We start from the raw sequence: 12919 nt of genomic DNA on the forward strand, positions 1-12919 counted from the left end.
ACGACAGGTGAGCGCGCTGACGGCGCTGGCACGGCTACGAGCCGTCAGGGACGGCGTCGCACAGCGGATCACCACGGTCAGGCACTGCCACATCTCCGACCAGCCACTGGTGCTCATCCCGCTCAAGCTCGCGGGCGAGGCCGCCGCGCCGCTGGCCGCCATGGTGGGCACCGACCCGGGCCACCCCCGGCTGCTCGTCGTCCCTCAGCCCCGCAACCGGGACCTGCGGTTCGCCTTCGCCGCCGGGCTGGCCGAGGTGCTGCTGCCCTACATCGAGGGGTTCGAGAAAAGCACCGAGACGGTCGAGCGCAGGGGCGGCGAGCCGTACGAGCGGTGTCTGGACGCGCCGCAGATCCTCGTGCCGAACCGGTCCGCCGCCTCGTTCACCGGGCTGCTCGGCCGTTCCACCCGATTCCGCAGGGCAGAGGGCCCCTATCCGGTGCACCCGTCGGTGCCGCTGCTCGGCCGGTGGCTGACCTACTTCGCCGACCGGTCCCAGCAGCCGGGCTCCTCGGTGCTGCTCGCGGCGACCGAGGCACTGAGCCTGCACTGGGCGACAGGGCAGAGCGGCCTGGAGGACGCCAACCTGGCGGCGCTGCTGGGATGGATCGACCCGCCGCCGGGAATGTCCGGGCACCGGGCCGCCGAGGAGGCCGAGGACCCGCTGCTCTGGCCGCCGGCGGGCCCCACCACCGACCCGGGCTTCGACAACGAGGTGCTCGCTCCGGCGATCCGCGCCTACGAGGAGGCGCCGACCGACCGTGCCGTCGACCGGGTCAGCCAGGCGCTGCGCACCCAGCTCGACCCCACCTGGCGGCTGATGTGGCGGGCCGTCGACCTGCTGCGGTCGCTGCCGGAGGGCTCGCGGGTGAAGGACCGCTGGGAGATCGACCGCGGTTCGTTCACCCGGTTCGTCGAGCGGATCGCCGAGGGGAGCCCGCCGCAGGCCCGCAGGGACGGAGCGGTGGGCGCCGCCGCGAGGCTGGCGGGGTTGGAGCGGGCACGGGCGAGCTACGACGTGCAGCGGGCCCACGACGACCCGCTGCTCATGGCCGAGTACCGGCTGACCGGTGAGGCCTTCGCCGGGACGGTGATCGCCGCCGACCCCGAGCACAGCGAGGGCGAGGGCCGCTCGCGCAAGCTCCGGCCCCTGATCACCGTGCGGACCGGCGACCCGGTGCGGCTCACGCCCGGTACCGTCGTCGGCAGCCCCGACCGGCGTGGCCACGCGGCCGAGATCGTCGAGGCCGTCGACGGGGAGATCACCCTTAAGATCACCAAGGGGATGGGGCGGGGCAGGACCCCGGCTCCGGGTTCGGTGCCCGAACCGGGCGAGCGGGTCTCGTACACCTCACTGATAGATGACTTCCAGTCGTCGGCGGCGCTGCCGGGCCCCGAGCAGACGCCGTGGACCCACGGCGGGCCGCCGGAGGAGTACGAGCCCGGCGACGACGACGCGCAGGAGGAATGGCTTTGAGCGTTCACCGGACCCCGCACGGCCGGCCGATGTCCCTCCCGGCCGTGCGTGCTCCTCGCTCGGCGGCGGCACCGGAAGCCCGGGCCGCCGAGGCCGGAACGGCGGGCCGCGGCGCCCGGGTGACGGGCCTCGGCACGGACCTGACGGGCAGCGGCGGAGGCGTGGCATGACGCCGCAGCAGGAGGCGGCGGCCGTGGTGGACGCCGTCCTGGCCGACCTGCCCCGTCACCGCGGCGTGGTCGTGGACTCGCCACCGGGTGCGGGCAAGTCCACGCTGGTGGTCAAGGCCGCAGGGCACATCGCCGAGACCGGCGAGCCGCTGATGATCGTCGCGCAGACCAACGAGCAGGTGGACGACCTGGTGGAACGGCTCGCGGCCGAGCATCCCGACCTGGGGGTCGGCCGGCTCTCGGCGAGCGGCTACATCACGCCCGGCCGTATCCTCGCCCTGCCCAACGTCTCGGTCGCGGGCAAGCTGCCCGACCTGGGGGACCCGGCCGTGGTGATCGCCACCGCCGACAAGTGGGCATGGATCGGCGACCGCACCTGGCCCTGGGCCATCGTCGACGAGGCCTACCAGATGCGGTCGGACAAGCTGCTGCGCATCGCCTCACTGTTCGAGCGGTCGTTGTTCGTGGGCGACCCCGGCCAGCTCGACCCGTTCTCGATCGTGGACGGCGACCGCTGGGCGGGCCTGTCATGGGACCCGGTGCAGAGCGCGGTCTCGGTGCTGCTGCGGCACAACCCCGACCTGCCGGTGCACCGGCTGCCGGTCTCCTGGCGGCTGCCCGCCTCGGCCGCGCCCGTGGTCTCCGAGGCGTTCTATCCCTTCACCGGGTTCCGCGCGGGGACGGGCCCCGCCGACCGGTCGCTGGAGTTCACGGTGAACGGCATGCGCACCCCCTTCGACCTGGCACTGGAGGAGGCGGCCGGGTCTGGCTGGGCACTGTACGAGCTGCCCAGCCGCCACACGGTGCGCACCGACGCGGAGGCCGTGCTGGCGACCGCGAGCCTGGCGACGCGGCTGCTCCAGCGGAGTCCGGTCGCGCACTCCGAGCGCGGCAGCCATCCCGTCACGGCCGACCGGATCGCCATCGGCGCCGCGCACCGCGACCAGGTGGCCGCGATCAGGGCCGCCGGGGTGCCGCCGGAGATCACGGTGGACACCGCCAACCGCCTGCAGGGCCGGGAGTACGACGTGACGATCGTGCTCCATCCCCTCTCCGGGCGGCGCGACGCCACCGCGTTCCACCTGGAGTCGGGGCGGCTGTGCGTGCTCGCCTCCCGGCACCGCCACGCCTGCGTCGTGGTGGCCAGGGCGGGCATTCCCGAACTGCTGGACGCCCACCCGTCTGCCGAGCCGGTCCAGCTCGGCGTGCCGGTGAAGTTCCCCGACGGCTGGGAGGCCAACCAGGCGGTGCTGGCCCACCTCTCCAAGCACCGGGTGACTCCTGACGACTGACCTCCCGCCGGCTCGGCCGCGCGTTCACAGCCTCCGCGGGGGAACGGGGTGCCGGTGGGAGTGGTCGACCGCTGGAGCCTCGGGGTGCGCCCTGAGCCGGGCGACGCGCTCGTGGCTCTCCTCGTCCATCGGCGTGTAGACGACCATCCTCGCCTCCTGCGGCGAGGAGAGCGCCATGCTGGTCGAGGTGGTGCGGATCTGCCCGACCGCGGAGTGACGGAAGATCTTTATGCGGTTGCCCGGCCTGGCCACGTCGTGGGTGGCCCACATCCTCGCGAACTCACCGCTGGCGGCCGACAGCACGCGGACGAACTCGGTCCAGGCCGGCTCCCCCAGATGCCGCCCGAACCCGGCGCGCAGGGTGGCGACCATCTGAGCCAGTTCCTCGGCCCGGTTGACGATCGGAGAGCAGCACTCCCGCGCGACGAAGAGCTGCCAGAGCGCGTTGCGGGTGGCGACCGGCTGGACGACGACGTTGGGGAAGAGGCAGCTGTAGGTCTCGTTCCAGGCCAGCAGGTCGTAGCGGCCGTTGTAGACGGCGGCGGGGAGCGGGTCGAGCCGGTCGAGGATCACCTGGGTGGCGGGCTCGAGCCCGCCGCAGGTGTCGGGCCCGGGCACGGCCGGCACGTCGGCGAGCCGGTAGAGGTGCTCGCGCTCGGCCTGGTCCAGCCCGAGGGTGCGGGAGATCGCGTCGAGCACCTGCACGCTGGCGTTGATCGGCCTCCCCTGCTCCAGCCAGGTGTACCAGGTGACGCCGACCCCGGCGAGCAGGGCGACCTCCTCGCGGCGCAGACCCGGGGTGCGGCGGCGCAGCCCGGGGGGCAGGCCCACGCTCTCGGGGGCGATGCGTTCCCTGCGGCTGCGCAGGAACGCTCCCAGCTCGGCGCGGCGGGTGCCCGGCACGGTTTTTTGTCTGCCGCCCGGAGTGGTCATGGTCACCCCTTCATGCTGGCCGATGGGCGCCCCGGCTGCCAGGTGCTGCCGGTACCAGGATCGGCAGGCTCTCGTTACCCGTATCCGCCAGGTCCCACAGTCTTGCTCATGACCGTGACATCGGCTCCGGCTCCGGCCGTCCGTACTCCTCCCCCGTGGCTGCTGACGGTGATCCTGACCGGGCAGTTCATGGCGATCCTGGACGTCTCCATCGTCAACGTCGCCTCCCCGGTGATCCGTGCCGACCTCGGCGCGTCGGGTTCGAGCCTCCAAATGATCATTTCTGGTTACACCATCGCCTATGCCATGTTGCTGATCATCGGTGCCCGGCTGGGCGGCCGTCACGGCGGGCGCCGCCTGTTCCTGTACGGCCTGGCGGGCTTCACCGTCGCGTCCCTCGCCTGCGGGCTGGCCGTCTCGGACGGGCAGCTGATCGCCTTCCGGTTCCTCCAGGGTGCGGGGGCCGCCCTGATGGTGCCCCAGGTGCTGAGCATGATCCAGACGAACTTCGAGGGGGCCTCCAGGGCCCGCGCGCTCAGCCTGTACGCCACGGTGATCTCGGGGGCCGCCGTGGTCGGCCAGGTGCTGGGCGGCACGCTGGTCTCCGCGAACCTGTTCGGCACCACATGGAGGCCGGTGTTCCTGGTGAACGTGCCGGTCGGTCTCTGCCTGCTCGTGCTGGGCGCGCGACTGCTGCCCGCCGACGGCCCGTCACGCCACCGTGCCCTGGATCTGCCCGGCCTGGTCACGCTCTCACTGGCGGTCAGTCTCCTGGTGGTGCCGCTGGTGCTGGGGCACGAGCAGGACTGGCCGCTGTGGGGATGGGTCGCCATGGCGGCGAGCGTGGCGCTGGCGGGCATCTTCGTGCTGGTCGAGCGGAGAGCCGCCGCACCGCTGGTGCCCGCGCGGGTGCTGCGGGCCCCGGGAGTGGTCACGTCGGCGCTGGCGATCTTCGGGTCGATGGCGACCTACGGCGGGTTCCTGTTCACCTCCGCCCTGCATCTACAGGGTCCGCTGGATGACGGCCCGCTGGCTGCGGGCCTGGCGTTCGTGCCCGGCGCGGTGGGTTTCGCCGTCGCCAGCCTCAACTGGCGCCGCGTTCCCGAACGCCTGCACCGCCGTATGGTCGTCACCGCCTTCGCCGTGGCCGGGCTCGGCTACCTGCTCATGTCGCTGGCGCTGAGCGGCGGGGGGCACGGCCAGCCGCTCCTGGCGGTGGCGTTCGCGGTGGCCGGGCTGGGCCTTGGTGGGGCGTTCAGCCCGGTGCTCGCGGTGGGGCTGGCCCACGCGGCCCCCGCAGACGCCCCCGACATCAGCGGGCTGTTCGTCATGGTGACCCAGCTCGGCCAGGTCGTGGGGGTGGCCACGTTCGGCACGCTCTACCTGAGCGGGGGGTCGGCGACGGGCACCGGCGTGGCCCTGGCCGTGACGGCCCTGCTCACCGGGGCGTGCGCGCTGCCGCTGCTCCGCCGCCGCTGAGAGCGCCTTCCCCGCTCGATGGCGCCGTACCGTGCGGCGCCGTGCGGCGCGGGTCAGATCGTGCGCCGCCAGACGTCGATGGCCAGCACCTGGCGCATGCCCACCGAGAGGTAGAGGTCGAGGGCTGGCGTGCTGTTGTTGGCGTCGACGTGCAGGTAGGTGCCGACCCGCCCGCGACGGGCGTCGTCGGCGAACGCCCGGCGCAGCATGAACCGGCCCAGGCCTCGGCCCCTGAAGGCGGGGAGCACCGCCAGCCTGCGCACGTAGCCGCAGTTCTCGTCCCCCAGGAAGGCGTTGGTCCCAAGCAGCATCGCCACGGGCTCGCCGTCGAGACGGGCGACCACCAGTTGCGACCAGTCGGTGTTGACCGAGGAGTTCAGCTCGTCGTGCCACTCGTCGTAGTCCTTCGGGGCGAACCCGAAGTGGTCGGCGAAGCCGGCCTGCTCCACGGCGTGGCCCTGGCGGCGCACCTCCTCGGTGAGCCCGTCGTGCATGGTCATCCCGGGCGGCGGGTCGGGGCGGCCGTCCGGCCCGGTGTGGTCGGCGCGGAGCCGGATGAAGCTGGTGGCGGCGCTGAAACCACGGGCGGCGGCGACGGCGCGCTTGCCGCTGTCCTCGCGGTAGAGACCGATGTCCACCACGGCCCGGTCGTGGCCCAGCTCGGCGGCGATCTGCCCGGCCCGCTCGGTCACGGTGTCCCAGAGCGGGCCGGTCAGCTCCGGCGCGCCGGGGTGCACGACCACGTCGACGTCGACGTTGTCACTGGCGCCCTTGCGGCAGGCCCAGGCCCAGGCCACCAGGCGCCCGCTCTCGTCGTGGACGAGCCAGCCGTCGGACTCCACGTCGAAGGACGAGTCGTTCAGCTGGTCGGCGACGTCGTCGAGGGTCATGTCGGCCTTGCCGATCACCTGGGTGTCACAGAGCGAGATCAGCTCGTGGATCTCGGGGGCGTCGGCGGCGGAAGGCCGCCGGGTGAGGTACCCGGCGGCGGGGATGGTCGTCTTCATGCCCCTCATCGTGGCGGGGGCGGGTTGGGAATCGCTGGGTCGGAACTTGGGATCGGTTGATCAGTCGAGCACCGGCACCTGGACCTCGGCCTCCTGGGCGCTCTCGGGGCCGCCGCGCAACGGGATCTCCTTGATGAACGCCGCCAGCAGCGGAACCAGGACGGCGAACACGATCGCCCACCAGAAGACGCCGGAGATGGAGTCGGCCAGCGACTCCAGGAAGCCGATCCGCACTCCTTCGGGCAGCTCGTGCAGGGCCGCCGGGTTGAACTGGGCGCCGCCGGAGGCCAGCTGCTCGCCCGCGGCGCCCAGCTTGCTCTCCAGGTTGGAGGTGAGGCGGTTGTTGAAGATCGCGCCGAACAGCGAGACGCCGAACGAGCCGCCGATGGAGCGGAAGAAGGTCGAGGCGCTGCTGGCGACGCCGAGGTCCTTCTGCTCGACGCTGTTCTGGGCGATCAGCATGGTGGTCTGCATCAGGAAGCCCATGCCGAGGCCGAGCACCGCGATGAACACGCCGGTCTGCCAGGCGGGTGTGTGAACGTCCATCAGGGACAGCAGCCACATGCCGATCGCCATGATCACGCCGCCGAGAACCGGGTAGATCTTGTACTTGCCCGTCTGGGTGATGGCGCGGCCGACGAAGAGCGAGACCACCATGGAGGCGCCCATCATCGGGAGCAGCAGCAGGCCGGAGTTGGTGGCCGTGGCTCCCTGGACCGTCTGCTGGAACAGCGGCAGGAAGTTGATGACACCGAACATGGCGAAGCCGAGCAGGAAGCCCACACCCGAGATCAGGCTGAAGTTGCGGTCCCGGAAGACGTTGAGCGGCATGATGGGCTCGGCGGCGCGCTGCTCCACCGGGATGAACAGCCCCAGTGTGACGACGGCGAGTGCCGCCAGGCCGAGGATCTGCGGCGAGTTCCACCCGTAGTCGTTGCCGCCCCAGGTGGTGATGAGGACCAGCGCGGTGATGCCGACCGAGAGCAGGGCCGCGCCGAGCCAGTCGATGCGGTGCTCGGTGCGATGCTTGGGCAGTTTCAGCTTGATCGCCAGCAGGGCCAGCGCGACGAACCCGATGGGCAGGTTCACGTAGAAGGCCCAGCGCCAGTCGAGGTGGTCGGTGATGAACCCGCCGACGAGCGGACCGGCGATCATGGCCAGCGACATCACGGCGGCCATGATGCCCTGGTACTGGCCGCGCTCGCGGGGCGGGACGAGGTCTCCGATGATCGCCATGGCGTTGACCAGCAGGCCGCCGGCGCCGAGACCCTGGAACGCCCGGAACGCGATGAGCTGCATCATCCCGTCGGACGGGCCGCCGAGCATCTGCGAGCCGGCCATGCCGCAGAGCACCGAGCCGATCATGAAGATGCCGATGGAGGCGAGGAAGATGTTCTTCCTGCCGTACAGGTCACCGATCTTTCCCCAGATGGGGGTCGAGACGGTGGTGCCGAGCACGTAGGCGGTCACCACCCAGGACAGGTGGGTGAGCCCGCCGAGCTCGCCGACGATGCGCGGCATCGCGGTACCGACGATCATGTTGTCGAGCATGGCCAGGACCATCGCGAGCATCAGGCCCGGTAGTACCACCATGACCTCGCGGCGCCGCCCCGGTGCGGCCGCGACCTCGTTCACTTCGCCCCCTAAAAGAGATCTTGCTTACTTGCCGACCGGTTAGTGTCGGATATGCTGGGAATGTAGGCCGCTTACTTGTCGGCCGTCAAGTTGATTTCTCGGCAAAGGGAACCATGAGGGAACACGTCGACACCCGGACGCGCATTCAGGACGTCGCCCTGACTCTTTTCGTCGAGCAGGGCTACGAGGCCACCTCGCTCCGCGAGATAGCCGAGGCCCTCGGCGTGACCAAGGCGGCCCTCTACTACCACTTCAAGACCAAGGACGACATCGTCGCCAGCCTGGCCGAGGACCGGGTACGCGCGGTCGAGGCGCTGCTCGCCTGGGCCGCGTCCCAGCCGCGCACCGAGGAGACCCGCCGCGAACTACTCCGTCGTTACTCCGACGACCTGCACCGGGACCGGCACCACGAGATCATGCGGTTCTTCGAGCGCAACCAGACCTCGCTCAAGAACCATCCGACGATGGAGAAGACCCGCCACCGGATGCTGGACCTGCTCACATTCCTCGTCGAACCGGACGATCCCACCGCCACTCGGCTGAGAAACTCAATGGCCCTGTTCGCGCTGCACGCCGCATGGATCGTCCTCGGGGACGACCCGATCTCCGACGAGGAGCGGCGGGCCGCCGCTCTGGAGGTCGCGCTCGACCTCGTCCGGCGGTGAGCGTACTCATCGACCCGCCCAACTGGCCGGGTCCGCACGGGCTGTTCTGGTCACACCTGGTCAGCGACAGCTCGACCGAGGAGCTGCACACCTTCGCGGAGGCACTGGGCGTACCGCCCCGCGCCTTCGACCGCGATCACTACGACGTTCCCCAGACCTTCTACGAGCGGGCCGTCGCGCTGGGCGCGGAGGCCGTCTCCTCACGTGAGCTCATCACCCGGCTCATCGGTTCCGGCCTCCGCCGTCGCAAGGTTCGTCCTGGGACCAGTGGCTCTCGCATAGATTCCGAAACCCCGGGAATGACGCCCTCCTGAAGACATCACCGCACGTCACAAAGGGGATGACATGCTGAACGCCAAGACGATCGCCTTCCTCGTGGCCCCGGAGGGCATCGAGCAGGTCGAGCTCACCGAGCCGTGGAACGCCGTCAAGCGGGCCGGGGCCACCCCCAGGCTCATCTCCACCGAACGGGGTCAGGTCCAGGCGTTCAACCACCTCGATCGGGCCGACCGGTTCCCTGTGGACGCGACGGTCGAGGAGGTCTCCGCCGCCGACTTCGACGGGCTGGTGCTGCCGGGCGGCGTCGCCAATCCCGACCTGCTGCGTACCGTGCCGGAGGCGGTCGGCTTCGCGAAGGGCTTCTTCGACGCGGGCAAGCCCGTCGCGGCCATCTGCCACGCGCCCTGGACGCTGATCGAGGCAGACGTGGTGCGCGGCCGCAAGGTCACGTCCTGGCCGAGCCTCGCGACCGACCTGCGCAACGCCGGCGCCAACTGGGAGGACCACGAGGTCGTGATCTGTACCTCGGGCCCGAACACGCTGATCACCAGCCGCAAGCCCGACGACCTCAAGGCCTTCTGCCAGGCCACGATCGACGCGTTCTCGGGCTGAGGCGAGAAGTCACAGGACAGCCGGCCGCCCGAAGCGGACCGGCTGTTCCGCTGCCCTGCCACATTTTTCATGCACCGAACTTTGCCGCCCCTTTCCGATATCCAGAGTCACGATCAACCATCTCCGGTTAGGACGGGGCGTGCAGGGCAAGCCTTTAGGAGACCGGCTGCGAAAGGAGGACACCGTGGAGGCCACTATCGCGTTGCGTCTGCCGCGTGACGCCGCCAGCGTTCCCGTGATCAGGCAACTTCTCGACGCCTCGCTCCGCGCTCTGGGCGTGGTGTCCCAGATCCGCGAGGACATTCAGCTCATGCTCTCCGAAGCGTGTTCCAACGTCATCAAGCACGCCACACCCAGTGACGACTACATGGTCAGCACCGAGCTGTCCAGGAACCGTTGCGTGATCAAGGTGGTGGACGCCGGCGACGGCTTCGACTTCTCGGGTCCCGCCTCCCCCGCCCCCACCTCCGAACACGGCCGAGGACTGCTGATCATGCGTGCCCTGGCCGACGACATCCGTTTCGTCAACAGGCACGAGCGGGGCTCGATCGTCTGCCTGGAGAAGACCCTGCGCTTCGTCAAGGGCGCGCCCGGCCTGTCACTGCTGCTCAGCGAGGAGCTTCAGTTCCAGCAGGGCGTCCCTGAGATAGTCGGTGAGGGCCCAGACGTCGGGAACCATCTCACGGCAGGCGATCACGCCGACGTCAAGTGAGCCGTCGTAGGAGAAGACCGTGATGTTGAGGCCGCCACTGGCGTCGGTCACCACCGAGACGGGGTAGTACGACAGCAGCCGGGCGCCGCTCACATAGAGGGGGAGTTGCGGGCCGGGCACGTTGGAGATCATCACGTTGATCGGGCCCGCGCTGTCAGCGAAGAGGTTGAAGGCCGCCCGGGAGGCCAGGCCGGTCAGCGCGGAGGGCATGATGTCGCTGAGCTCCTGAATCCAGCTGGCCGGGGCCAGCGACGAGCGATCCTTGATCAGCCGCATCGCGTCACGTACCGCCAGCAGCCGTTCCAATGGGTCGGCCACCTGCGTCGCCAGCGTCGTGATCATGATGGTGACCTGGTTGCCCGCGCGCCGGTCACCGGAGACGCGGAGCGAGAACGGCACCCCCGCTACGAGAGGCTGCTCGGGCAGCGCGTCGTGCTTGATCAGCCACTGGCGCAACGCCCCGGCGCACAGGGCCATCACCACGTCGTTCACCGTGACGCCGAGGGCGTTCTTGACCAGCTTGACGTCCTCCAGCGGCAGGGCCGCGTAGGCGAACCTGCGGTGCGCGCTGATCCTGCCGCTGAAGGGGGTACGCGGGACGGTCATCCGGGGCATGTCGGGCACCTCCGCGGTACCCGACAGACGGTTGGCAAGTTGCCGGGTGATCCGCGAGACCAGCCCGGCCCCGGGTACCTGGGAGATCAGGGGGATCTCGTCCAGGTGCGGGACGGCGTTGATCAGAAACCGTACCGTGTTGGCCGGGTTGACCACCGCCTTGACGATCCCCCTGGCGACCATCTCCCGGGTGTCGATCCGCTCCTCGGGCTCGGCCGCGGGCGCCATCTCGACCTCGACGGGCTCGGGAGAGGTGTCCAGCAGGCTGGCCAGCACGTCGGCGCCGGTGACGCCGTCGACCGCGGCGTGGTGGACCTTCGTGTAGAGGGCCGTACGATCTCCGGCCAGACCATGGATCAGATACATCTCCCAGAGCGGCCGCCGCCGGTCGAGGCAGCGGGCGTGCAGCCTGGCCACCTGCTCACCCAGCTGCTTGTCGCTGCCCGGGCGGGGCAGCGCGATCTCACGCACGTGGTAGTCGAGGTCGATCCTGGAGTCCTCCGTCCAGTACGGATGGTCCAGGCCGAACGGGACGGAGACGAGTCGCATGCGGAAGGGCGCTGCCAGGTGGAGCCGCCGGGCCAGCAGCGACACCAGGTCGCTCCGCGACAGCCTGCCCGACAGGATCGCGAGCCCCCCGATGTTCGCGACGTTCGTCGAGGTCTCGAAATTCAGGAACTGCGTGTCCACCGCGCTGAGTTGTCGCATCGTCTACCTCCGGGAAGTCGTTCTTCCATCCTGCTCCCGTGGTGTCGCCAGAGCCAACGCCGCGAGTGCGACGAGGACGACCACCGACACGATGACCAACGACAGCGGGATGAGCATGAGCACGATGACGACGGTCATGATCTCGCTGATCAACTGCGGCATCGCAGAGCTGTGCCCGGATTGTCCGGCCGTTACACCGCATTCCAGCGACCGAGCTTCAGCGCGAGATGAAGTTCTAACCTGTGGGTTCCGTTCTTGAGGTTGCGGTCGGCCAGCTGCTCGATTCTGGTGAGGCGGTAATAGAGGCTGGTGCGGTGCAGGTGGAGCAGCCGGGCGGTCTCCTGGGCGTCTCCCCCGCTGTCCAGGTAGGTCTCCAGGGTGACCAGGAGCGCCGGATGCTCCCGTAGCGCGTCAAGCGGACCGCCGAGCGTACCGGGAGTACCGGGAGTACCGGGAGTACCGGCGACCGGCTCGGCGAGCAGCCGGTAGACGCCCAGGTCCGGCCAGTGGGCGACCGGTCGCAGCGCCGGTTCCGCCGCCGCCGCCCTGGCCGCGGTGAGCGCCTCCTCATGTGCCCGTACGGCTGACTCGAGCCCCGGGTGCGGTGCGCTGACCCCGGCGCCCATGCGGGTCCGCGTGGCCAGCCGCTCCCCCAGCGCCGTCACGTCCTCGCCACGGTTGAGCAGCAGCACGGCGTGCCGGTCCAGGATCGTGAAGGCCGGTGGCCGGCGCGTCCTGGCCAGCTCGGCACCGACCGCCTCACGTAGGAAGGCCGGGTCGCCCCGCAGCGCCAGGACGCGCAGCGGCCCCTCCCCGAGCACCCCGGCCGCACGCCGCACCCCGATCTCGCCGGTGAGCAGGAGGCTCAGGGTGTGGGAGCTGCCGCCGTCGTCGAGCAGGGCCGCGATCGCGGCGGCGTCGCGCACGGCCCTGCCCTGCTCCTGCGGGTTCAACGGGCCCGGGCCCTCGATGATCCACAGGTAGCCGACACGGCGGCCCTGGTGGAGCAGGGGCACGCAGAGCCGGGCCGCCATGCCCAGCGAGGGATTCTCCGGAACCCTGACCGGCTCTCGGGTCGAGGCCACCCCGTGCCTCTCCTGCCAGGCCCCCACCGCCGTGGGAACCGACCGTGACAGAATGGCGCGGGCCCTGACCTGGTCGACCTCCCCGTGATGGGCGCTGTGCGCGACGACCCGGCCCTCCAGGTCGTCGACGGACATGCCCCTGCCCACGCTCGCGGCCAGCGCCTCCAGCAGGTCCTGAACATCATCCGCAATCACGTTCCAATCCTACAGATGTAGGAAGGATCTCCGCTGGCGGAACGATGACTCCCCC

13 protein-coding genes are annotated in these 12919 nt (G+C 70.5%); 7 read left to right on the plus strand and 6 right to left on the minus strand.

Annotated features, from left to right (window positions below):
- Positions 1–7: 7 nt before the first annotated feature.
- Complete coding sequence (locus IG98_RS0134995; protein WP_030922356.1) at positions 8–1477, plus strand: hypothetical protein; 1470 nt, start codon at positions 8–10, stop codon at positions 1475–1477.
- 166 nt (positions 1478–1643) lie between these two features.
- On the plus strand, positions 1644–2939 hold the full coding sequence (locus IG98_RS0135000) for an AAA family ATPase (protein ID WP_030922360.1): 1296 nt from the start codon (positions 1644–1646) through the stop codon (positions 2937–2939).
- A 24-nt stretch (positions 2940–2963) separates the two neighbouring features.
- Here IG98_RS0135000 and IG98_RS0135005 read toward each other — a convergent pair whose 3' ends face one another.
- Positions 2964–3872 (minus strand): helix-turn-helix transcriptional regulator, encoded by a 909-nt coding sequence (locus tag IG98_RS0135005; protein WP_051753343.1) that lies wholly within the window; start codon positions 3870–3872, stop codon positions 2964–2966.
- Between the two features lie 108 nt (positions 3873–3980).
- Between IG98_RS0135005 and IG98_RS0135010 the strand changes: the two genes are divergently transcribed.
- On the plus strand, positions 3981–5351 hold the full coding sequence (locus IG98_RS0135010) for an MFS transporter (protein WP_245651851.1): 1371 nt from the start codon (positions 3981–3983) through the stop codon (positions 5349–5351).
- A 53-nt stretch (positions 5352–5404) separates the two neighbouring features.
- Here IG98_RS0135010 and IG98_RS0135015 read toward each other — a convergent pair whose 3' ends face one another.
- Together IG98_RS0135015 and IG98_RS0135020 are read right to left on the minus strand one after the other, a co-directional pair.
- Entirely contained in the window at positions 5405–6358 is a 954-nt protein-coding gene (locus IG98_RS0135015; protein WP_030922369.1) for a GNAT family N-acetyltransferase, read from the minus strand.
- Between the two features lie 60 nt (positions 6359–6418).
- On the minus strand, positions 6419–7993 hold the full coding sequence (locus IG98_RS0135020; protein ID WP_030922371.1) for an MDR family MFS transporter: 1575 nt from the start codon (positions 7991–7993) through the stop codon (positions 6419–6421).
- 113 nt (positions 7994–8106) lie between these two features.
- Here IG98_RS0135020 and IG98_RS54460 point away from each other — a divergent pair, with 113 nt between their 5' ends.
- The 4 genes from IG98_RS54460 to IG98_RS49415 all read left to right on the plus strand — a co-directional run bounded on the left by IG98_RS54460 (position 8107) and on the right by IG98_RS49415 (position 10261).
- Positions 8107–8658, plus strand: coding sequence for a TetR/AcrR family transcriptional regulator (locus IG98_RS54460; protein WP_030922374.1), 552 nt, complete (start codon positions 8107–8109; stop codon positions 8656–8658).
- Positions 8655–8972: a DUF4031 domain-containing protein gene (locus IG98_RS0135030; RefSeq protein ID WP_030922377.1), complete on the plus strand. Its 318-nt coding sequence runs from the start codon at positions 8655–8657 to the stop codon at positions 8970–8972. The genes IG98_RS54460 and IG98_RS0135030 overlap by 4 nt, the downstream gene beginning before the upstream one ends.
- Before the next feature lie 31 nt (positions 8973–9003).
- On the plus strand, positions 9004–9549 hold the full coding sequence (locus IG98_RS0135035; protein WP_030922381.1) for a type 1 glutamine amidotransferase domain-containing protein: 546 nt from the start codon (positions 9004–9006) through the stop codon (positions 9547–9549).
- Between the two features lie 184 nt (positions 9550–9733).
- Positions 9734–10261, plus strand: a complete 528-nt coding sequence (locus IG98_RS49415) for an ATP-binding protein (protein WP_030922384.1) — start codon at positions 9734–9736, stop codon at positions 10259–10261.
- Here the strand turns inward: IG98_RS49415 and IG98_RS0135045 are convergent.
- The 3 genes from IG98_RS0135045 to IG98_RS0135055 are packed head-to-tail and all read right to left on the minus strand — an operon-like array spanning position 10148 to position 12864.
- Positions 10148–11584 (minus strand): WS/DGAT/MGAT family O-acyltransferase, encoded by a 1437-nt coding sequence (locus IG98_RS0135045; protein WP_030922386.1) that lies wholly within the window; start codon positions 11582–11584, stop codon positions 10148–10150. The two genes, IG98_RS49415 and IG98_RS0135045, sit on opposite strands and share 114 nt — an antisense overlap.
- A gap of 3 nt (positions 11585–11587) precedes the next feature.
- A complete protein-coding gene (locus tag IG98_RS51220; RefSeq protein WP_157594697.1) occupies positions 11588–11746 on the minus strand; it encodes a hypothetical protein in 159 nt (52 codons plus the stop codon).
- A gap of 29 nt (positions 11747–11775) precedes the next feature.
- Positions 11776–12864: a PucR family transcriptional regulator gene (locus IG98_RS0135055; protein WP_030922388.1), complete on the minus strand. Its 1089-nt coding sequence runs from the start codon at positions 12862–12864 to the stop codon at positions 11776–11778.
- Between the last annotated feature and the right edge of the window lie 55 nt (positions 12865–12919).

Origin of the sequence: Streptosporangium amethystogenes, from assembly GCF_000721075.1 — a bacterium.
GTDB lineage: Bacteria > Actinomycetota > Actinomycetes > Streptosporangiales > Streptosporangiaceae > Streptosporangium > Streptosporangium amethystogenes.